18 protein-coding genes are annotated in these 22766 nt (G+C 65.0%); all 18 read left to right on the top strand.

Features of this window, described 5'->3' with window-relative positions; all coding sequences use genetic code 11:
• Nucleotides 1-26 precede the first annotated feature (26 nt).
• The 18 genes from AC1D14_RS13355 (at nucleotide 27) to dnaE (ending at nucleotide 22766) form a co-directional block, all read left to right on the top strand.
• Complete coding sequence (locus AC1D14_RS13355) at nucleotides 27-1829, top strand: peptidoglycan D,D-transpeptidase FtsI family protein (RefSeq protein ID WP_230117678.1); 1803 nt, start codon at nucleotides 27-29, stop codon at nucleotides 1827-1829.
• Between the two features lie 84 nt (nucleotides 1830-1913).
• Complete coding sequence (locus tag AC1D14_RS13350; protein ID WP_476876588.1) at nucleotides 1914-3581, top strand: UDP-N-acetylmuramoyl-L-alanyl-D-glutamate--2,6-diaminopimelate ligase; 1668 nt, start codon at nucleotides 1914-1916, stop codon at nucleotides 3579-3581.
• A 6-nt stretch (nucleotides 3582-3587) separates the two neighbouring features.
• On the top strand, nucleotides 3588-5057 hold the full coding sequence (locus tag AC1D14_RS13345; RefSeq protein WP_230117676.1) for a UDP-N-acetylmuramoyl-tripeptide--D-alanyl-D-alanine ligase: 1470 nt from the start codon (nucleotides 3588-3590) through the stop codon (nucleotides 5055-5057).
• Nucleotides 5054-6163, top strand: a complete 1110-nt coding sequence (mraY, locus tag AC1D14_RS13340) for a phospho-N-acetylmuramoyl-pentapeptide-transferase (RefSeq protein WP_230117675.1) — start codon at nucleotides 5054-5056, stop codon at nucleotides 6161-6163. Before AC1D14_RS13345 ends, mraY begins: the two co-directional genes overlap by 4 nt.
• Nucleotides 6145-7734: a UDP-N-acetylmuramoyl-L-alanine--D-glutamate ligase gene (gene murD, locus AC1D14_RS13335; RefSeq protein WP_230117674.1), complete on the top strand. Its 1590-nt coding sequence runs from the start codon at nucleotides 6145-6147 to the stop codon at nucleotides 7732-7734. The genes mraY and murD overlap by 19 nt, the downstream gene beginning before the upstream one ends.
• Nucleotides 7735-7736: 2 nt before the next feature.
• The gene (gene ftsW, locus AC1D14_RS13330; RefSeq protein ID WP_476968627.1) at nucleotides 7737-9164 is read left to right on the top strand and encodes a putative lipid II flippase FtsW; all 1428 of its coding nucleotides are present in this window, start codon (nucleotides 7737-7739) and stop codon (nucleotides 9162-9164) included.
• A 10-nt stretch (nucleotides 9165-9174) separates the two neighbouring features.
• Nucleotides 9175-10275 carry an undecaprenyldiphospho-muramoylpentapeptide beta-N-acetylglucosaminyltransferase gene (gene murG / locus AC1D14_RS13325; RefSeq protein WP_230117672.1) on the top strand — a complete coding sequence of 367 codons (1101 nt, stop codon included), beginning with the start codon at nucleotides 9175-9177 and terminating at the stop codon, nucleotides 10273-10275.
• Complete coding sequence (gene murC / locus AC1D14_RS13320) at nucleotides 10272-11651, top strand: UDP-N-acetylmuramate--L-alanine ligase (RefSeq protein WP_230117671.1); 1380 nt, start codon at nucleotides 10272-10274, stop codon at nucleotides 11649-11651. Before murG ends, murC begins: the two co-directional genes overlap by 4 nt.
• Nucleotides 11644-12720 (top strand): cell division protein FtsQ/DivIB, encoded by a 1077-nt coding sequence (locus AC1D14_RS13315; protein WP_354962129.1) that lies wholly within the window; start codon nucleotides 11644-11646, stop codon nucleotides 12718-12720. The genes murC and AC1D14_RS13315 overlap by 8 nt, the downstream gene beginning before the upstream one ends.
• Nucleotides 12721-12909: 189 nt before the next feature.
• On the top strand, nucleotides 12910-14136 hold the full coding sequence (gene ftsZ, locus AC1D14_RS13310) for a cell division protein FtsZ (protein WP_230117670.1): 1227 nt from the start codon (nucleotides 12910-12912) through the stop codon (nucleotides 14134-14136).
• A gap of 88 nt (nucleotides 14137-14224) precedes the next feature.
• Nucleotides 14225-14917, top strand: a complete 693-nt coding sequence (locus AC1D14_RS13305) for a purine nucleoside phosphorylase YfiH/LACC1 family protein (protein ID WP_230117669.1) — start codon at nucleotides 14225-14227, stop codon at nucleotides 14915-14917.
• Nucleotides 14910-15647, top strand: coding sequence for a YggS family pyridoxal phosphate-dependent enzyme (locus AC1D14_RS13300; protein ID WP_476968626.1), 738 nt, complete (start codon nucleotides 14910-14912; stop codon nucleotides 15645-15647). Before AC1D14_RS13305 ends, AC1D14_RS13300 begins: the two co-directional genes overlap by 8 nt.
• A gap of 89 nt (nucleotides 15648-15736) precedes the next feature.
• On the top strand, nucleotides 15737-16267 hold the full coding sequence (locus tag AC1D14_RS13295) for a cell division protein SepF (RefSeq protein WP_230117667.1): 531 nt from the start codon (nucleotides 15737-15739) through the stop codon (nucleotides 16265-16267).
• Between the two features lie 145 nt (nucleotides 16268-16412).
• Nucleotides 16413-16700 carry a YggT family protein gene (locus AC1D14_RS13290; protein ID WP_230117666.1) on the top strand — a complete coding sequence of 96 codons (288 nt, stop codon included), beginning with the start codon at nucleotides 16413-16415 and terminating at the stop codon, nucleotides 16698-16700.
• 171 nt (nucleotides 16701-16871) lie between these two features.
• Nucleotides 16872-17561 carry a DivIVA domain-containing protein gene (locus AC1D14_RS13285; RefSeq protein WP_230117665.1) on the top strand — a complete coding sequence of 230 codons (690 nt, stop codon included), beginning with the start codon at nucleotides 16872-16874 and terminating at the stop codon, nucleotides 17559-17561.
• An 81-nt stretch (nucleotides 17562-17642) separates the two neighbouring features.
• Nucleotides 17643-18215: a signal peptidase II gene (gene lspA, locus AC1D14_RS13280; RefSeq protein ID WP_230117664.1), complete on the top strand. Its 573-nt coding sequence runs from the start codon at nucleotides 17643-17645 to the stop codon at nucleotides 18213-18215.
• Complete coding sequence (locus AC1D14_RS13275; protein WP_230117663.1) at nucleotides 18208-19134, top strand: RluA family pseudouridine synthase; 927 nt, start codon at nucleotides 18208-18210, stop codon at nucleotides 19132-19134. Before lspA ends, AC1D14_RS13275 begins: the two co-directional genes overlap by 8 nt.
• A 74-nt stretch (nucleotides 19135-19208) precedes the next feature.
• On the top strand, nucleotides 19209-22766 hold the full coding sequence (gene dnaE, locus AC1D14_RS13270; RefSeq protein WP_230117662.1) for a DNA polymerase III subunit alpha: 3558 nt from the start codon (nucleotides 19209-19211) through the stop codon (nucleotides 22764-22766).

The raw sequence follows: 22766 nt of genomic DNA, 5'->3' as shown, positions 1-22766 counted from the left end.
GCAGCCAGCAAGGCAAGCAGTAAGGGATGATCGTGGCGCAAGGCAAGGCAAGCAGGCAGAAAGTCCCGAACGCTACCAAGCGGCTGCGCCTCGGACTCAGCATCATGCTGGCATTGCTCGTGGTGGTGGGCGGAAAACTCTTCCTGGTCCAGGGACTCGACGTCGGTGGCATGGCAGAGGCTGCACTGGACAACCGCCTGCGGCCGACGGTGCTGCCCGCGGAACGCGGCAGCATTGTGGACGCAAACGGCACGGTGCTGGCCAACAGCGTGATCCGCTACAACATCACGGTTGACCAAGCCGTCAATACCAAGACGGAATCCTTCAAACGGCTTGAGAATGTCAACGGTGAAGAGGAACTCGTCACGATTTCCCGCGACCAGGGGATCTCTGAGCTTGCCGCCGTCCTGGGCATGAATGCCGATGACGTGCGGAACGCCGTCACAGGCAAGAAGACGTACTACATCGTGGCCAAAGACCTTAAGCCCGACGTTGAAGACCGCGTATCCAAGCTGCAGATTCCGGGCATATTCTCGGAGGGAACCAGCAAACGCGTCTACCCGAACGGCTCGGTGGCCGGCGGCATCGTCGGCTTCCTGGAGAACGGCGATAAAGGGCAGGCCGGACTCGAGCAGACCCAGGACGGGATCCTCAGGGGGACTCCCGGCAAGCGCCTGTTCGAGATCGGCGCGGACGGCCTCCGGATCCCCGTGGGCGTGGACCAGCTGACGCCGGCGCAGGACGGCAAGGACGTCAAGCTCACCCTCAATTCCGACATCCAGTACTTCGCGCAGCAGGCCATCCAGAGCCAGGCTGACAAGCTGAGTGCCGAATGGGGCGTCATCATCGTCTCGGACATCAAGACCGGCAACCTCATTGCCATGGCAGACACCAACGCACCCGACCCCAACGATCCTGGCAAAGTGGCGGCCAAGGACCGCGGCGTCCGGGCCGTGACCGCAGCCTACGAGCCCGGATCCGTGGAGAAACCGCTGGTTGCCTCCGCGCTGATCCAGGAAGGCAAGTCCAGCCCGCTGGACACCTTCACGATCCCGCCCTCCCTGGTGATCGACGGCCAGCAGTTCGATGACGCGTTTTCCCATGGCACGGAGCGAAGGACTCTCGCCGGTATCATCGGCTACTCCATGAACACGGGAACCGTGATGGCGGGCAGCCGCATGACCAAGGATCAGCGGCACGACTGGCTGCAGAAGTTCGGCATCGGGGAGACGCCGGAGATCGGACTTCCAGCCGAAGCGAAAGGCATTTTGACTCCGGCGGCGCAATGGGACGATCGGCAGCAATACACTGTGCTATTCGGCCAGGGCGTGTCTCAGTCGACGCTGCAGACCGTGCGTGCCTACCAGACTATTGCAAATGACGGCGTCATGCTGCAGCCCCGGCTGATAGACAGCTACATCAGTCCCGACGGCAGCGAAGAGAAGGTGCCGGCCAAGCCCTCCCGCCAGGTCGTCTCCAAGAACACTGCCAAGCAGGTCCGGGACATGCTGGAAAGCGCCGTCACCGAGGGCGAAATCAAGGAAGCGGCCCTCGACGGTTACCGCGTCGGAGCCAAGACAGGAACATCCGAATCGCCATGCGATGACGGAACGGCCGGGTTCTGCGGCTACACCGCTTCTATCCTGGGAATGGCGCCGATGGACGATCCGCGGTTTATTGTTGAGGTGGTCCTGCAGCGGCCCAAGGGTTCCATTTACGGCATCACCAACGGGCCTGTGTTCCGTTCGGTCATGAGCCAGGTATTGCGGACGTACAACGTTCCGCCGTCCAAGGGCGCACCGGTCAGACTGCCGCAGTACGCCAAGTAACACGCCGCTTAATCACGACCGCGGTACACGTGAACGCTTCGTTCTGCCGTGTCCGTTGGTCCACTAAAACCAACGGAGATCCACTTGTCAGAGCACAATGCCCCCGGCGCTGCCGATGCCACGGACGGGCAGACGGCCCGCAGCGGTTTCCGGCCCACGGCCGTCGCCGCAGTCGAGCTGGGTGTCATCGGCCAGTCGGTCGGCGTCACGGTGGCCGGAGCCTCGGCCTCCGTCCAGGTCACCGGGATCTCCCTCAATTCGCGTACGGTGGAGCGCGGCGATCTCTACGTGGCGCTGCCGGGTTCCACCCGGCACGGCGCGGACTTCGCCGCGACCGCCATTGAGTCAGGCGCGGTCGCCGTGCTGACGGACGACGCCGGAGCGCGGCTCCTTGCGCTGTCACCCGACGTTTCCGTACCGGTACTTGTGGTGGACGGGCCGCGCGCCGTGGTGGGCCTCGTGTCCGCGCTGATTTACCGGAGCCAGGCCGGGGACGGCTCTCGGCCGTCGCTTTTAGGCGTCACGGGCACCAACGGCAAGACCACCACTACATACTTCGTCAACTCGCTGCTGCAGGCCCTGGGTAAGAAGACCGGCCTGATCGGCACCATCGAGATCTTGGCCGGCGGCGAACCGATTCCCAGCCTTCTGACGACGCCGGAATCCACCGACGTCCATGCCCTGCTCGCACTGATGCGCGAACGGGGACTCGATGCGGCGTCTATGGAAGTGTCCTCACACGCGGTCGAGTTCCGCCGGGTTGATGGTGTGGTGTTCGACGTCGTCGGCTTCACGAACCTCACCCAGGACCACCTTGACCTGCACGGAACCATGGACGAGTACTTCCGCACAAAAGCGGAGCTTTTTACGCCGGAGCGCGCCCGCGCCGCCGTCGTAACGGTCGACGACGATTGGGGGCGCCGCCTCGCCGCGGAGACCAAGCTCCCGGTCACCACGCTTTCCACGCTGCCGCTAGTCGGAACGAAGGATTCCTCCCCTTCCGCTGAGCGCTCCGACTGGACCGTCACCGACCCGCGGCCCCGCGGCCTCGGGACCGAATTTACCCTTCGGGGCCGCACGGGCGTGGAGCTGAGGGTTCACACCGGGCTGCCCGGAAGCTTCAACGTCTCCAATGCCGCGCTTGCGTTGGCCATGGTCCTGTCGGCCGGAGCGGACGCGGCCGACGTGCAGGCTGCCCTCGACGCCGCCGACCCGTTCACCGTCGCGGTGCCCGGCAGGATGCAACTCGTTTCCGCCAAGCCTGCCGCCGTGGTTGACTTTGCGCACAATCCCGATGCGCTGGCCCGTGCGCTGGAGGCCGTCAGGTCAACCGAACCTTCGTCCCGGGTCATTGTCGTCTTCGGCGCCACCGGGCAGCGGGACCAGGGCAAACGGCCTGCCATGGGGGCCATCGCGGCGCGGCTTGCCGACGTTGTGATAATTAGCGACGACGACCCGCATGACGAGGACGCCGCTTCCATCCGGGCTGATGTGCTGGTCGGAGCCACGGACGCGAAGGAGATCGAACAGCTCGACTGCCGGATCCTGGAGGTCTTCCCCCGCGACGAGGCCATCCGCAAGGCTGTTGAACTGGCAGCCCCGGAGGACACAATCCTCGTTGCCGGGCGGGGACACGAAGTGTGGCAGGAGGTCAAGGGAGTGAACCTTGCCCTTGACGACAGGGTGGAGCTCCGGAAAGCCTTGACGGCACAAGGATTCACCGTTCTTGAAGACGACCGGATAGAGTCCTAGACCGACATGATTGCATTTACTGCGGCGGAAATCGCCGAAATCACCAGCGGCCGACTCCTCGCCGAACCCGGCATAACTCCTGGCTCGGTCGTCACCGACTCCCGCGAAGCCATTAACGGTTCGCTGTACGTGGCAAAGCCGGGCGAAAATGCCGACGGGCACAGTTTCATGGGAGCGGCCTTTGACCGCGGCGCCGTGCTGGCACTTGCCGAACGCGACGTCACCGACGCCGCCGGGCGAAGCTATCCGGCCGTGGTGGTCGAAGACGCCGTGCTGGCCATGGGTGCCCTCGCGGCCGAGAGCGTCCGCCGGATCAGGGCACGCCGCGAGGCTGCAGGCGAACAGCTCACGGTCATCGGCATTACAGGTTCGGCCGGCAAGACCACCACCAAGGACCTCCTGTCCGGCATCCTTTCCACCGAGGGCAACACCGTGGCGCCCCAGGGGTCCTACAACGGGGAAGTGGGCGTGCCCCTCACGGTATTCCAGGCCGGCTTTGACACCCGGTTCCTCGTCATCGAGATGGGTGCTACGAGCATCGGCCACATCACCTACCTGAGCCAGATGGTCCAACCGGAAATCGGCGTGGTCCTGGGTGTGGGAACGGCCCACGCCGGCGAATTCGGTGGGGTGGACAACATCGCGACCGCCAAGGGGGAACTCGTAGAAGCACTGCCTGCAGCCGGCACCGCCGTCCTGAACCTGGACGATCCCCGCGTGGCGCCCATGTCCGGACGCACACGAGCCGCGGTGTTCGGTTTCTCCTCCCGGAACGCCGCTGCAGACGGACCGGTCGCCAGGGCCCTGAACCTGGACACCAACGCCTCCGGCCATCCCGAGTTTGACCTTGAACTGCCGGGGGAGGAGCCCGTCGGCGTCACCAGCAGGCTCATCGGCGAGCACCATGTCGCCAACCTGCTCGCGGCGGCAGCTGCTGCCCACGCCGCCGGCATCCCCGCGGCCCGCATCGCGGCGTCCCTCAGCTCCCAGTCGGCCGCCAGCCGCTGGCGCATGGAACGGACCGAACGCGCCGACGGAGTGACCGTTATCAACGACGCCTACAACGCCAACCCGGAATCCATGCGGGCAGCACTGCGGACGCTGGCCGACCTTGGCCGCGGCCGCCGCACCTGGGCAGTACTCGGAGCCATGCTCGAACTGGGCGACGAGTCCATTCGTGAACACACCGTCGTCGGCACCCAAGTGGTGCGGCTGAACATCTCACGCCTGCTGGTGGTGGGACGGGAGGCACGGTCGCTGTACGTCTCCGCCATCCAGGAAGGCTCGTGGGGAGAGGAATGCATCTTCGCTGAGACCGTGGATGAGGCCTTTGACGTGCTGCAAGCGCAGCTGGAACCCGGCGACCTGGTGCTGTTCAAGTCCTCGAACAGCGTGGGACTCCGCCATTTGGGCGATCGGATAGCATTACCCCCACAAACCCGCGCAACCGCCAACGAAGGGAGCGAGCAGCTGTGATTGCACTATTGATCGGCGCTGGCCTGGCCCTGCTGATGGCATTGGTGGGAACACCGCTGTTCATCCGCCTGTTGGTCCACAAGAGCTATGGCCAGTTCATCCGGGACGACGGTCCAACCTCGCACCATACCAAGCGCGGCACGCCCACCATGGGCGGAACTGTGGTGGTGGCGGCGGTCCTGCTCAGCTACGGACTGACGCACCTCATCATGTGGATGCTGAATCCGCGGTCCGCGGGCCCATCTGCCTCGGCCCTGCTCCTGCTGTTCCTGATGGTGGGCATGGGCCTGGTGGGTTTCCTGGACGACTTCATCAAGATTTCGCGGCAGCGAAGCCTTGGCCTGGACGCCAAGGCCAAGCTGATTCTGCAGGGCGCAGTGGGCATTATCTTCGCCGTGATGGCACTAAACTTTCCCGACCCGGACGGACTTACCCCGGCGTCCACAAAGATTTCACTGGTCCGTGACATCCCGTGGCTTGACCTCGCCTTCGGCGGGACGGTGATCGGGGCGATTCTCTTCGTTCTCTGGTCAAACCTGATCGTCACTGCTGCCACCAACGGCGTCAACCTGACTGACGGGCTGGACGGCCTGGCGGCGGGTGCTGCGGTGATGGTCTTCGGCGCCTATACACTCATGGGCATCTGGCAGAGTAACCAGGCCTGCGGTTCGCCACGGCAAGCCGGAAGCGGCTGCTATTCCGTCAGGGATCCCCTTGACCTTGCTCTCCTGGCCGCCATCATGAGCGCGGCGCTCGTGGGCTTCCTCTGGTGGAACACCTCACCTGCCAAGATCTTCATGGGTGACACCGGATCCCTCGCGATCGGAGGCGCCATCGCCGGCTTTGCCATCCTGTCGCGGACCGAGCTGCTGCTCGCGTTCATCGGTGGTCTGTTCGTACTCATCACCCTTTCAGTCATTATCCAGGTGGGTTACTTCAAGGTGACCAAGGGAAAGCGGTTCTTCAAGATGGCTCCGCTTCAGCACCACTTCGAGCTGAAAGGCTGGGCCGAAGTCACCGTGGTCGTCCGCTTCTGGATCCTGGCCGGCTTGTTTGTCGCCGCGGGTCTGGGCATCTTCTACGCAGAATGGGTGGTCCTGCTGTGAGCGGCACCGCAACCGGAGCGGACAGGCTGAAGGACCTCGTCAGCTGGGACTCCGACTGGGCCGGGCTTCGCGTCGTGGTCACGGGCATCGGCGTTTCAGGCTTCTCGGCCGCCGACACGCTGATCGAATTGGGGGCCCGCGTTGTCGTGGTGGATGCTGCCACGTCCGAAACGGCCAGTGCAAAGGCGGACACCCTCAGGATCGTCGGGGCCGCCGACGTCCTCCTGGGGGATGACGCCGTCACGTCGGTACCGAAAATCGACGGCATGAAGCCGGACCTGATCGTGACGTCGCCAGGCTGGCGGCCGGACCAGGCCCTGCTCGCCGCTGCCGCCCGCGCGCACATTCCAGTGTGGGGCGACGTCGAACTCGCCTGGCGCCTGCGGATCCGCGAAGGGCGCAAGACGCCGGACTGGCTGACCATCACCGGAACAAACGGGAAGACGACGACGGTCGGCCTGACCGAGTCAATGCTGCGGGCAGCGGGACTCAAGGCAGTCGCTGTCGGCAATGTCGGCACACCAATCCTTGACGCCCTCCGGGATCCCGTGGAGTACGACGTTTTCGCGGTGGAGCTGTCCAGTTTCCAGCTGCACTGGTGCGAGTCAGTTTCGGCAGTCGCGAGCGTTTGCCTCAACGTGGCCGAGGACCACGTGGACTGGCACGGTTCCTACACGTCCTACCTTGCGGACAAAGCCAAGATCTACGAGCACACGCAGAAGGCCTGCATCTACAACGCCGAACAAATCGAAACCGAACGCATGGTGGAGGACGCGGACGTCGTGGAGGGCTGCCGGGCCGTCGGCTTCACCACCGTCACACCAGCCATCAGCATGGTGGGCGTCGTGGAGGGCCTGCTCGTGGACCGCGCGTTCATTGCTGAGCGCAGGGACAGCGCGGCCGAGCTTGCCTCGATGGCTGATCTCGGCCCCGTGGCCCCCCGGCACATGGTGGCCAATGCGCTGGCCGCGGCTGCCCTGGTGCGGGCGTACGGGCTCAGCCCCGAAAACGTGCGGCAGGGGCTGAAATCCTACATTCCCGGGAACCACCGCATCCAGCCCGTGGCCAAGCATAACGGTGTGCTCTGGATCAACGACTCCAAAGCCACCAACCCCCATGCTGCCGCCGCATCGCTGTCGGCCTTCGACCCCGTTGTCTGGATCGCCGGCGGCCTCTCCAAGGGCGTCAGCTACGACGAACTGGTCCGCGGCCACTCCCGCCGGCTCAAGGCCGTAGTGCTCATCGGCAGGGACACCGCGGCGCTCGAGGAGTCGCTGCAGCGACACGCTCCGGATGTACCGGTCATCCGGCCGGTCACGGGCGACACTGAAAATGTGCAGTCTGCCGGAACGGGCCATGACGCCGCGCAGCTTTCGTCAGAATCCGGCGAGGCGGTGATGGCACTGGCCGTCGCGTCGGCGGCACAGCTCGCCACCTCAGGCGACACTGTGCTCATGGCCCCGGCGGCTGCCTCCATGGATCAGTTCTCTTCCTACGCTCACCGTGGCGACGCCTTCATTGAAGCAGTCCGCGAGCTCGTGGAAGGGCAGGCTCAGACCGGCAAGGAGTAAGAATGGTCAGCACGCCCACACGTCCCGCGGCAGCCAAGCCGCGGACGGCGGATACAGTCCGCGGGGCTGCCCCCCAGCCCTCCCGCACACCGGCCGCCCGCACCAAACAGCGTTCCGGGCAGACCAAACCTGCCGGACGAAGCAGGCCTGCCGGACAATCGCGGCCCGCCGGCAGCACAGCGCTGCAGCGGCCGCCGGCACTGGCCAGGCTCCTGCGCTGGTACCGCCGCTTCTGGTCCGCCCTGGAGGGAACCGGGAAATCACGGAACGGCTCGACCTACTACCTCATCCTGGGGGCTACCCTCGCACTGACGGCGATCGGCATCATGATGGTGCTCTCCGCGTCCAGCGTGGAGGCCATCGCAGCAGGGGAGTCGCCCTACACGGCGGCCCTGAAGCAGGGGCTGTTCGCGGGGATCGGCATCTTCTTCATGTTCATGCTGTCGCGGATCAACGTGGTCTGGCTGAAGCGGCTGGCGTGGCCGGGCATCATCCTCGCCTACGGCCTCCTGGGGCTGGTGCTGCTAATCGGTACTACTGTTAACGGCAACAAGAACTGGATCGAAGTAGGCTCGTTCTTCACACTGCAGCCGTCCGAGGCGGCCAAGCTAGCCTTGGCCCTGTGGATGGCCACCGTGCTGGCCAAGAAATCCAAACTAATCCACCGCTGGCAGCATGCCGTGGTTCCGGTAGTGCCGCTGGCACTCGGCATCATCGGACTCGTCCTCGCCGGAAACGACCTCGGTACGGGCATGATCATCATGATGATCATGGCCGCAGCGCTGTTTTTCGCGGGGGTGCGCCTCTACCTCTTCGGCTTTGCAGCGGTCGCCGGCATACTGGCCACGGCCGTCATGGCCATGACGAGCTCAAACCGCATGTGCCGCATCACTTCGTGGTGGACGGGACAGTCCTGCGGAGACGGCACGGACGCCAACTACCAGTCAACCAACGGCCTGTACGGGCTGGCCTCCGGCGGCTGGTTCGGTGTCGGACTGGGCCAGAGCCGGCAAAAGTACAGCTGGATACCAGAAGCGCACAACGACTTCATTTTCGCCATCATCGGTGAGGAACTCGGGCTGGTGGGGACCGTCGTCGTACTGATCCTCTTTGCCATCCTCGGTGCCGCGATCTACCGTGTGGTGGTGGCCCAGGAGGACCTGTTCCACCGGGTCCTCGCGGGCACCATCATGGTCTGGCTTCTGGGCCAGGCCACGGTGAACATGGCAGTGGTCACCGGCCTCGTCCCGGTGATCGGCGTTCCGTTGCCTTTCATTTCCTACGGCGGGTCGGCCCTGCTCATGTCGCTCTGCGCAATCGGCGTAGTGTTGTCCCTGGCCCGGGTCCAGATGGCGCCCAACCTCCGGCCCAGGAAACTGCCGGGCCCGCTCCGCAAGCCCGGACGCAAGAAATCCCGTACGAAAGCGTAAACAGCATCTGATGAAAACCGAGTCTTTGTCCGTGGTCCTCGCCGGCGGTGGAACGGCGGGGCATGTCAATCCGCTGCTCGCCATCGCGTCCGCCATCCGTGAGGCGCGTCCGGACGCCCGGCTGCTCGCTGTCGGAACATCCGCGGGCATGGAGACCAGACTGGTTCCTGCCGCGGGGATCGAGCTTGCCACCATTGACCGCGTTCCGTTCCCGCGCCGCCCCTCTCCGGATTTGCTGCGTCTGCCTGCCCGCCTGGCCGGTGCCGTGAAGCAGGCCGGCCGCATCCTTGATGACGCCCGGGCTGATGTCCTGGTGGGGGTGGGCGGCTACGTCTGCACGCCCATGTACCTCGCGGCCTGGCGGCGCAGCATTCCGATTGTCATCCACGAAGCCAACGCCCGTCCCGGACTGGCAAACAGGGTGGGTGCGCGGCTGAGCAGGCACGTGGCCGTGGCCTTCGCCGGCACGCCGCTGCGGAATGCCCGTCATGTCGGCATGCCCATGCGCCGGGAAGTTTCTGCCCTGGTCAGGGAATCGGCCCGCGGTGCAGCCCTTGCCGCCCTTGGACTGCAGCCCGAAAAGCCCGTGCTCATCGTGACGGGCGGCTCGTCCGGCGCCCAGAGCATCAACCGGACGGTAGCCGCGTCGCTCGGTGCCCTGGCAGAGGCCGGGATCCAGACGCTCCACATCACCGGCCGGGGCAAGTCAATCGAGGACAGCGAAGGCAACGCCCTCCAGGCCGACGGCTACCGGCAGCTCGAATACGTTGACGGCATGGAGTCGGTCTACGCCGCAGCGGACCTTCTGCTGGCCCGTGCGGGTGCAGCCACGGTGAGCGAAGTCGCCGCCGTGGGGGTTCCCGCTGTGTTCGTTCCGCTGCCCATCGGCAACGGCGAGCAAGCCCTCAATGCTGACGGGCTGGTGCAGGCCGGGGGCGCACTGCTGGTGGCGGACCGTGACTTCACGCCGGAATGGGTCCGGAGCCGGCTCATTCCCCTCCTGACCGACCGGGCGAGGCTCGATTCCATGGCAGCGAACTCCGAAAACCTAGGCATCAGGGATGCCGACCGGCTCATGGCCGGTCTTGTACTGGAAGCGGTATCCAAATGACCAGCAACGGCACACTGAGCCAGGACTCGCTTGGCCGCGTGCACTTCATCGGCATCGGCGGCGTCGGCATGTCCGCCGTGGCCCGGATCATGGTGGCCAGAGGCGTGCCGGTGAGCGGTTCGGACGCGAAAGACCTGCCGGTCATGGCAGACCTTGCCGCGGCCGGAGCCAGGATTTCCGTGGGATACGCCGCCGCCAACCTCGGCGACGCCGAGACCGTGGTGGCGGGGTCGGCCATCCGGGCTGACAATCCCGAGCTGGCCGCCGCCCAAGCTGCCGGGTTGCCGGTCCTCCACCGTTCGGAGGCCCTGGCGGCCACGATGGCCGACGACCTCGTGGTCGCCGTGGCCGGCACGCACGGGAAGTCCACCACCACGTCCATGATCGCCGTTCTTCTCCAGGGTGCGGGCCTGGATCCGTCCTTCGCCATCGGGGCCAACGTCCCGTCGCTCGGAGTTAACGCGGCCCACGGCAGCACCAGTGTGTTCGTGGCCGAAGCGGACGAATCCGACGGGTCCTTTCTCAACTACCGCCCGCAGATCGCCGTGGTCACGAACGTCGAACCGGACCACCTGGACCATTACGGCACCGCCGAGGCGGTCTATGAATCGTTCGACCGTTTCACGGAGCTGCTGCCCGCTGACGGCGTGCTCGTGGCATGCGCGGACGACGCCGGGGCGCTGGCTCTGGCGCGGCGCACGAGACAGCGGGGCAACACCCGGGTGGTGCTGTACGGCACTTCCGACGACGCCGACTTGCGCCTCTTCGACGGTGGCCCCGGCAATGTCAGCATCGCGACGGCGGCAGGACAGGTTCCGCTTGCGCTCCAGGTCCCCGGACGCCACAACGCGCTCAATGCCGCCGCGGCAATGGCGGTGGCGCTCGAGCTGGGGGTAGGGGCGGCGAAGGCGGCCTCCGCCCTGGCAGGGTTCTCCGGCGCGTCACGCCGGTTCGAGTTCAAGGGTGAAGGCAGGGGAGTGCGGGTCTACGATGACTACGCCCACCATCCCACCGAGGTCCGCGCGGCCCTGGCCGCGGCGCGCTCCGTCGCCGGGGGCCACAAGGTGCACGTCCTCTTCCAGCCGCACCTGTTCTCCAGGACGAGGGAATTTGCCGAGGAGTTCGCCGATGCCCTCAACGCGGCTGACACCGCCCTGGTGCTGGACATCTATCCCGCGCGGGAGGATCCCATCCCCGGCGTGACCAGCGAACTCATCGCCACACACCTTGGGGCCGGAGGACGCCGGGTCGCAGGCGGTGCAGCAGCAGTCGAAGCCATGGACGCAGCCGCGCAGCCGGGCGACATCATCCTGACAGCGGGCGCCGGAGACGTGACCGCGTACGGGCCCCTCATCGTGGAGTCACTCAGTGGCTAGCACGCGCCGGCCCACCTACCGGCCCGTCAGCTCCGGAAACCGGGACAAAACGCCGGAAGCCAGTGGGGAGCAGCGGCCGGGCGTCATCTCCGCGTCCAAGAGCGCACCCGCTGACCCGTCGCATGACCACGGCCAGGAACGCCGCCCGGAGCCAGCGAAGCGGCAGCAGGGCACCAAAAAGCAGGGCACTAAACGGCAGGGCACCAAGCCCGGGCATGAGGCGTCCGGGAAGGGCACGGCAGCACCGCTGGCGGCTGCAAAGCGGCCGTGGGGAATGCGCACGCTTAGGCAGGCGGCTCCGGACGGCGCGGCGTCCGCGACAACCGGATCCGCCAGCGCCGAGGCTGACAACGTGCTTGCGTTCCCCGAGCCCAAGGGCAAACGGATCAGGCGGAACATCATTGTGGCCGCCTGCGTGGCGGCTGCACTTGTGGCGGGCCTGCTCCTGGCGGCCGTCTACTCCCCGGTGCTCGCGGTCAAGTCAGTGACGGTGAGCGGCACCAAGCTGCTCAAGGCCAAGCAGGTCCAGGCCGCCCTCAAGCCGCTTGAAGGCAAACCCCTGCCGCAAGTGAGCGATGAGGAAGTCAGCAGACTGCTGAAACCACTCGTCCAGATCAAGTCGGTAACCACGCAGGCGCACCCTCCTTCAGTCCTCGTGGTCCAGGTGCAGGAGCGCGTCCCCGTAGCGCTGGTGAAGCGGGGCCAGGAATACCTCCTGGTGGATGTGGACGGCGTGCGCCTCAGCACCACGGCCGATCCCGAAGCGGTGCAGCTGCCGGTGATTGACGGCGGAGCAGGCACCATCGGCAAGGACCTCTTCCAGGCCACCACAGCGGTCCTCGGTGCCCTGCCGCCAAGCGTGCTGGGCAGGCTGTCCAACGCTTCTGCAAAGTCCGTGGACGCGGTGGAGCTGAAGCTGGTAGACGGCCAGACGATCATCTGGGGCAACGCGGGGGAGCGGGAACTGAAGGCGCGGGTGCTGGAAGCCCTTCTCAAGGTTCCTGCAGACCCGGCCAATCCGGTCAATACTTACGACATCAGTGTGCCGCGGCACCCGGTGACGCGCTGATCCGCTCTATTTCGCGGTGATTAGTACGACACGCGGTGGTGGTCATTGAATGTACGAAGCATAGGAAATAGCGTCACAGACATGAGTTACTTGACATAACTATAACCTTCAACTCGAAGGTTAAGGTTCAAAGCTTCAAGCTCGACTCCATCAGTTTTCGCAATAGGACACGAACAAGGGACACGTAACGTGGCAGCTCCGCAGAATTACTTGGCCGTCATCAAGGTCGTCGGCATCGGCGGCGGTGGCGTGAACGCAGTCAACCGCATGATTGATGTGGGTCTCCGCGGTGTTGAATTCATCGCAATAAACACCGATGCCCAGGCCCTGCTGATGAGCGATGCCGACGTCAAACTCGACGTCGGACGCGAACTGACGCGCGGGCTTGGCGCAGGCGCCAACCCGGAGGTCGGCAAGCAGGCTGCCGAGGACCACGCCGACGAGATCGAGGAAGTGCTCCGTGGGGCCGACATGGTCTTCGTTACTGCGGGCGAAGGCGGCGGCACCGGAACGGGTGGCGCGCCCGTCGTGGCCCGTATCGCCCGCTCCCTCGGTGCACTGACCATCGGCGTCGTGACCCGTCCGTTCACATTTGAAGGCCGGCGCCGCGCGGGTTCCGCCGAGGCCGGCATTGACGCCCTGCGCGACGAAGTCGACACCTTGATCGTCATCCCGAACGACCGCCTGCTGTCCATCAGTGACCGCAACGTCTCGGTGCTGGATGCGTTCCGCTCCGCCGACCAGGTCCTGCTGTCCGGTGTCCAGGGCATCACCGACCTGATCACCACCCCCGGCCTGATCAACCTTGACTTCGCCGACGTGAAGTCTGTCATGCAGGGTGCCGGATCCGCCCTCATGGGTATCGGCTCGGCGCGCGGCGAGGACAGGGCCGTCAAGGCCGCCGAACTGGCCATTGCGTCGCCACTCCTTGAGGCCTCCATTGACGGCGCCCACGGCGTTCTGCTCTCGATCCAGGGCGGTTCGGACCTCGGCCTGTTCGAGATCAACGAGGCTGCCCGCCTGGTCCAGGAAGTGGCGCACCCCGAAGCCAACATCATCTTCGGCGCGGTGATCGACGACGCCCTCGGCGACGAAGCCCGCGTCACGGTGATTGCCGCCGGCTTCGACGACGTCAAGGCCACCTCTCCTTCCATGGACCAGCCGCAGTCCGCGCCCCAGCGCCCGGCGGTTCCGGCCACCGCGCCGTCGAACCAGGCGCCGTCGAACAACCATCAGGTCCACGTCCAGCCGGTGCACGCCGGAGTCGGAGCAGCAGGTCTGAGCAACTGGGGCCAGCAGCGTCCCTCTGCCGTTCCCGCTGACTCGGGGTTCGACGTCGACCTTCCGTCGGTTGTTGAGCCGGACCTCTCGGGCAGCCGCTCAGACGACCTGGATGTTCCGGACTTCCTGAAGTAGGCGCTGCCCGGACCGCAGTGCCGTCCGGGAGGTTCCTTGCTGTCGCTCTCCTGATTGTCGGTGTTTTTGATTGTTGTCGGTGTTCTGATTGTTTCTGTGGCGTGCTGAAGTCTTCCCCGGTGTGTCGGTGGCATTCACTGACACAGGTGCGGGCAACCTCGCACTGCATGTTGGCGATCATGGACCGTCGGTGATGCGGCGCCGGGAGGAACTGGATAAGGCGGCGGGCATCGCGCCCCGCCGGTTCCAGTACATGAACCAGGTTCATGGAAACGACGTGGCCGTCCTGGAGTCCGCCACCGCGGCACCCACGGCGGATGCCATGGTTTCCCGCAGGCTGCCGATGGCGGTCATGGTAGCCGACTGCATTCCCTTGGTGCTGGTTGGCGACTCCGGCGGCGCCGGCCCTGTGCTTGGCGTGGTTCACGCCGGGCGCCCGGGGCTGGCCTCGGGGGTCATTCCCGCTGCCGTGGACCAGCTTCGCGCCGCGGGGGCCAGGAACATCCGCGCCTGGCTCGGACCGTCAATCTGCGGGCGGTGCTACGAAGTGCCGGCCGAACTGCGCGAGGAGGTCGCCGCCGTCGCGCCTTCCGCCTGGTCGGCCACCACGTGGGGAACTCCCGCTCTGGATTTGCCCGCCGGCGCGGTGAGCCAACTCGAATCAGAGGGTGTGCTGGTTGAACACCGGGGACCCTGCACCTTGGAAACCGAAACGCTTTACTCCTATCGGAGGGACAGGAACTCGGGACGGTTCGCCGGCCTGGTGTGGACCCATGAGTGAGATGACGCCGGAAACGGACCCTCGGACAGCCCAGCTGGGGCAACGACTGACAGCCGTCAGGCAGCGGATCGCGGCGGCGGTGGCCGCCGCAGAGCGCACCGGCGACCCGCCACGCCTCATTGTGGTCTCCAAATTCCACCCCGCCGAGGACATCGCCCGGCTGGCCGGGCTTGGCGTGGCGGACTTCGGGGAGAACCGCGACCAGGAAGCGTCGGAAAAGGCGGCGTTGCTGAGCGGACTCGATGTCAGGTGGCATTTCGTGGGCCAGCTCCAAAGCAAAAAAGCCAAAACCGTGGTCCGGTACGCGCACGCCGTGCATTCCGTGGACCGTTCCCAGCTGGTGGAAGCGCTTGGCCGTGCGATGGCCGTGGAACAGGAGCGTTCAGGCCGGGGCAGCCTTGACTGCTTCATCCAGGTCAGCCTCGACGACGACGCCGAGGCGCACAGGGGCGGCGCCGCCCCCGCCGACGTGCCCCTCCTGGCCGATCAGCTGGAGGGAGCCGCCGGACTCCGGCTGGCAGGTGTGATGGCCGTGGCGCCGCTGGGGGCCGACCCGGACCGGGCCTTCGCGAAACTGTCCGGGATTTCAGCCCGGCTGAGGGCCGACCACCCGCATGCCACCGGGGTTTCTGCAGGCATGAGCCAGGACCTCGAAGCCGCCATCAGGTGCGGAGCGACACACCTCAGAATTGGTTCGGATATTCTCGGTTCGCGCCCGGCGGTGCGGTAGCGTCTGAGTATTGGAAGTGAATGGCGGGGATTCCAATGCTGTCGAGACTTTTTGGGCGGCCCGCTTACGGACACGATTAGGAGTCGACCATGGCCGGCGCTCTGCGCAAGACAATGATCTATCTTGGGCTCGCCGATGGCGAAGAACACTACGAGTCTGAGCTTTCCACCCAGCAAAAGGATGAGGACCACTCAATGGAGCCTGACCGCGAGGAACGCCGTGCTCCGGCACCCGTCCGCGAGGTCGTCCGTGAGGCGCCACCCGCCGCCGAAGAGGAATACCGCGCACCCGTGACACCTATTAAACGTGCGGCGTCGAGCCGCGAAGAGACCACCGGACTGCGGCAGATCACCACGATCCACCCGCGGTCCTACAATGACGCCAAGCTGATTGGTGAAAGCTTCCGGGACGGCATCCCCGTCATCATGAATGTCACCGACATGGGTGAGGCCGACGCGAAGCGCCTGGTGGATTTCTCTGCAGGACTCGTGTTTGGCCTGCGCGGAAGCATTGAGCGGGTCACCAACAAGGTCTTCCTGCTCTCGCCGTCATACATTGAGGTCATCGGCGATGACAAGAAGGCCAGCGAGACCACCGCCAGCTTCTTCAACCAAAGCTAAGCAGGCTATCCGGATGCCAGGCAGGGACACCTGCCTGGCATCCGTGCTGAAGTAGTATTTGTGCTGGAATAGCGGACAGCATCAACAGCCAAGACCTACAGGACGCCACGGCATCCGGAACGAACATGGAGATATGGGTTAGCTCATGGGATTAGTTTTCGGGCTTGTCTATATTGTCCTGCTGTTCGTCTTCGTCGCCCTGATCGTGCGGCTGGTGTTTGACTGGGTCCAGATGTTCGCGCGGGACTGGCGCCCGCGGGGCATGGCCCTCGTGGCGGCCCACGCCGTGTACTCGGTCACGGACCCTCCGCTGAAAGTCCTCCGCCGCGTCATCCCGCCTCTGAGGCTCGGCGGAGTCTCGCTTGACCTTGGCTTTCTGGTTTTGTTCATTGCCCTCAGCGTGGCAATGGCGATCACCAGGGGCCTCGCATAATTTCACAATAGCTTGCAGCGCAGCGGCGGTTCCTGACCCGATCGCCGTCCGCGCGGAAGAATCTCCGGTTTGACATCACAGTGTTGAATTAGAGGAACCAGACCATATTTAGGTACCGTAGTTTTGACGGCCGGAAGGCCTACTGACTAACTAGACCAACGAGGTGACCAGATGGCTTTGACGCCAGAAGACGTTGTCAACAAGCGCTTTCAGCCGACCAAGTTCCGCGAAGGCTACGACCAGGATGAAGTTGATGACTTCCTGGACGAAATCGTCGTTGAACTGCGCCGCCTGAACCAGGAAAACGACGAACTTCGCAAGAAGCTGTCCGAGGGCGGCACTGGAACTCCTGCCGCTTCCGCAGCTGTGGCACCTGTCGTCGAAAAGGTTCCCGCCCCCGCGAAGTCCGACAAGGACGAATCGCGTGCGAAGGCCGAGGCGGAAGCCAAGGCTGCCGAAGCTGCCAAGAAGAAGGAAGCCGAGCAGCCTGCAACCGTTGCGGCACAGGCTCCGGCCGCTGGTGGCAACGTCTCCGAATCGGCCGCAGGCCTGCTCGCCATGGCGCAGCAGATGCACGACCGCCACATTGCTGACGGCCAGGACCAGCGCGACAAGATCATTGCCGAAGCGCAGATCGAGGCCAGCAGCCTCGTCAACGATGCCCAGGAGAAGTCCCGCAAGATTCTCGGTGCCCTGGAGCAGCAGCGGTCGGTCCTCGAGCGCAAGGTGGAGCAGCTCCGCGGCTTCGAGCGCGACTACCGCTCACGCCTGAAGTCCTACATCGAAGGCCAGCTTCGTGACCTGGATGCCCGCGGCTCGGTCGCTGCGCCTGAGGTCGGCGAAAGCAGCGCTGCCGTTTAGCACGTATTCTGAAAGCCGGTGGCTGAGGATTCCTCGGCCACCGGCTTTTGTGATTAACAACGGTTCCCGAATGAAAGCACCATGACTGACGAACTTGCCGCTGACGCAGCGCACCCAGCCTCATTGCCACCGCGGCCCCGGCGCGCCGTGCTGCTCGCCCTGTTCGCCGGGCTTGCCCTCTTCGCGTACTTCTTCGATCAGCTCACCAAGCTGTGGGTCACCAGCACCATGGTCGAAGGCGAACGGATCCCGGTGCTGCCTCCGTTGCTGCACTGGTACTACATCCGGAATTCCGGTGCCGCCTTCTCCATCGGGGAGAACGTGACGTGGGTCTTCACCATCGTCATGGTGAGCGTCGCCGTCGCCATTTTGGTCCAGCTGCGCAGGCTCGGTTCGGCGTGGTGGGCCGTGGCACTTGGCCTCCTGTTCGGCGGGGCCCTGGGCAACCTGACGGACCGTCTGTTCCGCGAGCCGTCCTTCGCCATGGGCCACGTGGTCGACTTCATCCAGCTGCCTAATTTCGCGATCTTCAACATTGCCGACTCGGCCGTTGTGTCGTCGGTGGTCATCATCTGCCTGCTCACGCTGCGGGGCATCGCCCTGGACGGATCGCGCCACACTGCCGCTAAGCGGGACGGGGGCGCGGATGTCTGAACGCGTGGTGGTGCCCGAAGAGCTTGACGGCAGCCGGGTGGACGCCGGACTGGCCAAGCTGATCGGTGTATCACGGTCGCTCGCGGCCACATTGATCGCCGAGGGCAACGTCCTCAGCGGCGGCAAACCGGTGGGAAAGTCCGCCAAACTCGCGTCCGGCACCGTGCTGCACGTGACGGTCCCGGAGCGGCGGGATCCCCTGGAAGTCGTGGAGGAAGTTGTGGAAGGCCTGAAGATTCTGCTGGACGACGACGACTTTGTGGTCGTCGACAAGCCGGTAGGGGTCGCGGCCCACCCGTCTCCCGGCTGGGTGGGACCGACCGTCGTCGGTGGCCTGGCCGGTGCCGGCTACCGCATCTCCACCTCCGGTTCCGCCGAACGGGCCGGCATCGTCCACCGTCTCGACGTCGGAACGTCCGGCGTGATGGTGGTGGCCAAGACGGAGCCCGCCTACACCGCCCTCAAACGGGCTTTTAAGGAACGCACGGTGGACAAGGTCTACCATGCCGTGGTCCAGGGCCTTCCGGACCCGCTGCAGGGCACCATCGACGCGCCGATCGGCCGCCACCCCGGCCATGACTGGCGGTTCGCCGTCATCGAGGACGGCAGGCCGTCTGTCACGCACTACGAGGTCCTTGAGGCCTACGGGAAAGCCACCCTCGTGGAGGTGCACCTGGAAACGGGCAGGACGCACCAGATCCGGGTCCATTTCGCCGCGCTTCGGCACCCGTGCGCGGGCGACCTCACCTACGGCGCAGACCCGCGGCTTGCCGCGACGCTTGGGCTGACCCGGCAGTGGCTCCACGCCCGGCAGCTTGGCTTCGACCACCCCCGGACCGGGGAGCGCGTGACCGTGACCAGCGAATACCCCGAAGACCTGACCTATGCACTGCAGGTGCTGGAGTCCGGCGACGCCTGAGCCTTACCTCACAGCCACCGGCCGGCGCGGCCGGTCCGCGCGATTGTGTCGCTGCTCGGCACTAGAATGGTCCGGTGACTTCCAGCAACGACTCGTTTGTCCATCTCCACAACCACACCGAGTACTCGATGCTGGACGGTGCCGCCCGGCTCGGAGAGCTCTTTGATGAAACCGAGCGGCTTGGCATGCCCGCCCTGGCCACCACTGACCATGGCTATCTCTTCGGCGCCTTCGATTTCTGGAAGAGGGCCACGGACAAGGGCATTAGGCCCATTATCGGTGTCGAAGCTTATGTGACGCCCGGGACCGCCCGCGGTGACAAGAGCCGGGTCCGCTGGGGCGAGGAAAGCCAGCGCAAGGACGACGTCTCCGGCGGTGGTTCCTACACCCACATGACCCTGCTGAGCTACAACAACGTGGGCATGCGGAACCTGTTCCGTGCCTCGTCGATCGCCTCATTGGACTCGGTCTTCGGCAAATGGCCCCGGCTCGACCGTGAGTTGCTGAACACCTACTCGGAAGGGCTCATCGCCACCACCGGCTGCCCGTCCGGTGAGGTCCAGACAAGGCTCCGGCTGGGCCAGTACCGTGAAGCGCTTGAGGCTGCTGCAGAGTTCCGCGACATCTTCGGCGCGGAGAATTACTTCTGCGAGCTCATGGACCACGGCCTGGACATCGAACGGCGCGTCACCGGAGACCTCCTGCGCCTGGCCAAGGACCTGAACCTTCCGCTGGTGGCCACCAACGATCTGCACTACACGCACGAACATGATGCCAAAGCGCACGAGGCCCTGCTGGCCATCCAGTCAGGTTCCACCCTCCTGGAGCCGACCTACGACAACGGTGGCTCGCGCTTCGCCTTCTCGGGCAGCGGCTACTACCTGAAGTCACCGCAGGAAATGCGCGAACTGTTCCGCGACCACCCCGACGCGTGCGACAACACGCTCCTGATCGCCGAGCGCTGCGAAGTCTCGTTCAACACCGGCGCCAACTACATGCCCCGGTTCCCCTGCCCGGAGGGTGAGGACGAAACGTCCTGGCTGGTCAAGGAAGTCGACAAGGGACTCCAATACCGTTACCCCCAGGGCATCCCGGACAAGGTCCGCAAGCAGGCCGACTATGAACTGGAGGTCATCACCTCCATGGGCTTCCCGGGCTACTTCCTGGTGGTGGCCGACTTCATCAACTGGGCCAAGAACAACGGCATCCGGGTCGGTCCGGGACGTGGTTCGGGTGCCGGCTCCATGGTGGCGTACGCCATGCGAATCACCGACCTTGATCCGCTGCACCACGGCCTGATCTTCGAGCGCTTCCTCAACCCGGACCGCGTCTCCATGCCTGACTTCGACGTCGACTTCGATGATCGGCGCCGCTCCGAGGTGATCGACTACGTCACGCGGAAATACGGCGACGAACGTGTGGCGATGATCGTCACCTACGGCACCATCAAGACCAAACAGGCCCTCAAGGACTCCTCGCGCGTGCTGGGCTACCCGTTCAGCATGGGCGAGCAGCTGACCAAGGCGCTGCCGCCGGCCGTGATGGCCAAGGATATTCCGCTGGCCGACATCCAAAACAAGGACGCCAAGCGCTACAGCGAAGCCGGTGACTTCCGCCAACTGATCAGCACCGACCCCGAGGCCGCCAAGGTCTTTGAGACGGCACTGGGCATCGAGGGCCTGAAACGGCAATGGGGCGTGCACGCCGCCGGCGTCATCATGTCCTCGGACCCCATCATCGACGTGATTCCGGTCATGCGCCGCTTCCAGGACGGCCAGGTCATCACACAGTTCGACTATCCGACGTCCGAGGGCCTGGGCCTGATCAAGATGGACTTCCTCGGGCTGCGAAACCTGACGATCATTTCGGATGCCCTAGAAAACATCAAGATGAACCGCGGCATCGATCTGGACCTCGAGACCCTGGAGCTTGACGACACCGAGTCCTACGAGCTGCTCGCCCGGGGTGACACGCTGGGCGTGTTCCAGCTCGATGGCGGCCCCATGCGGTCGCTGCTCAAGCTCATGAAGCCTGACAACTTCGAAGACATCTCCGCCGTGCTGGCCCTCTACCGGCCAGGCCCCATGGGCGCCAACGCGCACACCGACTACGCCCTGCGCAAGAACAAAATCCAGGAGGTCATCCCGATCCACCCGGAGCTCGAGGAACCGCTCTCCGAAATCCTCGGTGGCACGTACGGCCTGATCGTGTACCAGGAGCAGGTCATGGCCGTGGCGCAGAAGCTCGCGGGCTACACCCTGGGCCAGGCCGACATCCTGCGCCGCGCCATGGGCAAGAAGAAGAAATCGGAACTGGACAAGCAGTTCGCCGGCTTCTCGCAGGGCATGCAGGACAACGGCTACTCCATGGCCGCAGTAAAGACGCTTTGGGACATCCTGCTGCCGTTCTCCGATTACGCCTTCAACAAGGCCCACTCGGCCGCCTATGGCGTGATCTCCTACTGGACGGCGTACCTGAAGGCGCACTATGCGCCGGAGTACATGGCAGCCCTGCTGACCAGCGTCGGCGACGACAAGGACAAGTCGGCGATCTACCTCAACGAATGCCGGCGCATGGGCATCACCGTGCTGCCGCCCGACGTCAATGAGTCAGCGCTGAACTTCACCCCTGTGGGCAATGACATCCGCTTCGGCATGGGCGCCATCCGCAACGTCGGCGTGAACGCCGTCGAAGCCATGGTGGCGGCGCGCGAAAAGGAAGGCGCCTACACGTCCTTCAAGGACTACCTCATGAAGGTCCCCGCGGTGGTCTGCAACAAGCGCACCATTGAATCCCTGATCAAAGCAGGCGCGTTCGACTCGCTGAACCACCACCGGCGTGCCCTGGCCATGATCCATGAGGAGGCCATCGACTCCGTCATCACGCTCAAGCGCAACGAGGCGATCGGTCAGTTCGACCTCTTCGCTGGTTTTGACGAAGCCGAGTCCGAGGCGTCTCTGAGCATTGAGATCCCCGACCTTCCCGAGTGGGAAAAGAAGGACAAGCTCTCCTTCGAACGCGACATGCTCGGCCTGTACGTCTCCGACCACCCGCTGCAGGGCCTCGAAGGGCTCCTGAGCCAGCACGCCGACCAGTCCATCACCTCGATCATCGCCGAAGACGGGCCGCATGACGGCGCGATCGTCACCATTTCGGGCATGATCACCTCGCTCAGCCGCAGGATCGCCAAGGCCAGCGGCAACGCCTACGCCAGGGCGGAGATTGAGGACCTCGGCGGTTCCATCGAAGTGATGTTCTTCGGCCAGGTGTACGGGCCCATCGCGTCGGTCCTCGCCGAGGACCTGATCGTGGTGGTCAAGGGCCGACTTCAACGGCGCGACGACGGCGCCGTCACCTTGAACTGCATGGAACTTTCCGTGCCGGACCTCAGCGAGGGCACTAACGGGCCCGTCGTGATCACGATGCCCACGCACAAGGCCACGGAAGCCGTGGTCACCGAACTGGGGGACGTGCTGCGCAACCACCGGGGAAACTCCGAGGTGCGGATCAACCTGCAGGGCGACGCCCGCGTAGAAGTCATGGGCTTGCCCGTGCACCTGCGGGTCAACCCCAACCCGTCCCTCTTCGGAGACCTCAAAGTGCTGCTCGGTCCTGCCTGCCTGGACGCCTAG

This window comes from Arthrobacter sp. P1_B11 (genome assembly GCF_056406715.1).
Note: the sequence above shows the minus strand (reverse complement) of the source record. Positions and strands in the feature narration are given on the sequence as shown.

What these genes read in the sequence shown, in the direction of transcription:
- AC1D14_RS13355 (WP_230117678.1), top strand. Translation starts at nt 27, where the DNA reads ATGATCGTGGCGCAAGGCAAGGCAAGCAGGCAGAAAGTCCCGAACGCT.
- AC1D14_RS13345 (WP_230117676.1), top strand. Translation starts at nt 3,588, where the DNA reads ATGATTGCATTTACTGCGGCGGAAATCGCCGAAATCACCAGCGGCCGA.
- murD (WP_230117674.1), top strand. Translation starts at nt 6,145, where the DNA reads ATGGGTGGTCCTGCTGTGAGCGGCACCGCAACCGGAGCGGACAGGCTG.
- ftsW (WP_476968627.1), top strand. Translation starts at nt 7,737, where the DNA reads ATGGTCAGCACGCCCACACGTCCCGCGGCAGCCAAGCCGCGGACGGCG.
- murG (WP_230117672.1), top strand. Translation starts at nt 9,175, where the DNA reads ATGAAAACCGAGTCTTTGTCCGTGGTCCTCGCCGGCGGTGGAACGGCG.
- murC (WP_230117671.1), top strand. Translation starts at nt 10,272, where the DNA reads ATGACCAGCAACGGCACACTGAGCCAGGACTCGCTTGGCCGCGTGCAC.
- AC1D14_RS13300 (WP_476968626.1), top strand. Translation starts at nt 14,910, where the DNA reads ATGAGTGAGATGACGCCGGAAACGGACCCTCGGACAGCCCAGCTGGGG.
- AC1D14_RS13295 (WP_230117667.1), top strand. Translation starts at nt 15,737, where the DNA reads ATGGCCGGCGCTCTGCGCAAGACAATGATCTATCTTGGGCTCGCCGAT.
- AC1D14_RS13290 (WP_230117666.1), top strand. Translation starts at nt 16,413, where the DNA reads ATGGGATTAGTTTTCGGGCTTGTCTATATTGTCCTGCTGTTCGTCTTC.
- AC1D14_RS13285 (WP_230117665.1), top strand. Translation starts at nt 16,872, where the DNA reads ATGGCTTTGACGCCAGAAGACGTTGTCAACAAGCGCTTTCAGCCGACC.
- lspA (WP_230117664.1), top strand. Translation starts at nt 17,643, where the DNA reads ATGACTGACGAACTTGCCGCTGACGCAGCGCACCCAGCCTCATTGCCA.
- AC1D14_RS13275 (WP_230117663.1), top strand. Translation starts at nt 18,208, where the DNA reads ATGTCTGAACGCGTGGTGGTGCCCGAAGAGCTTGACGGCAGCCGGGTG.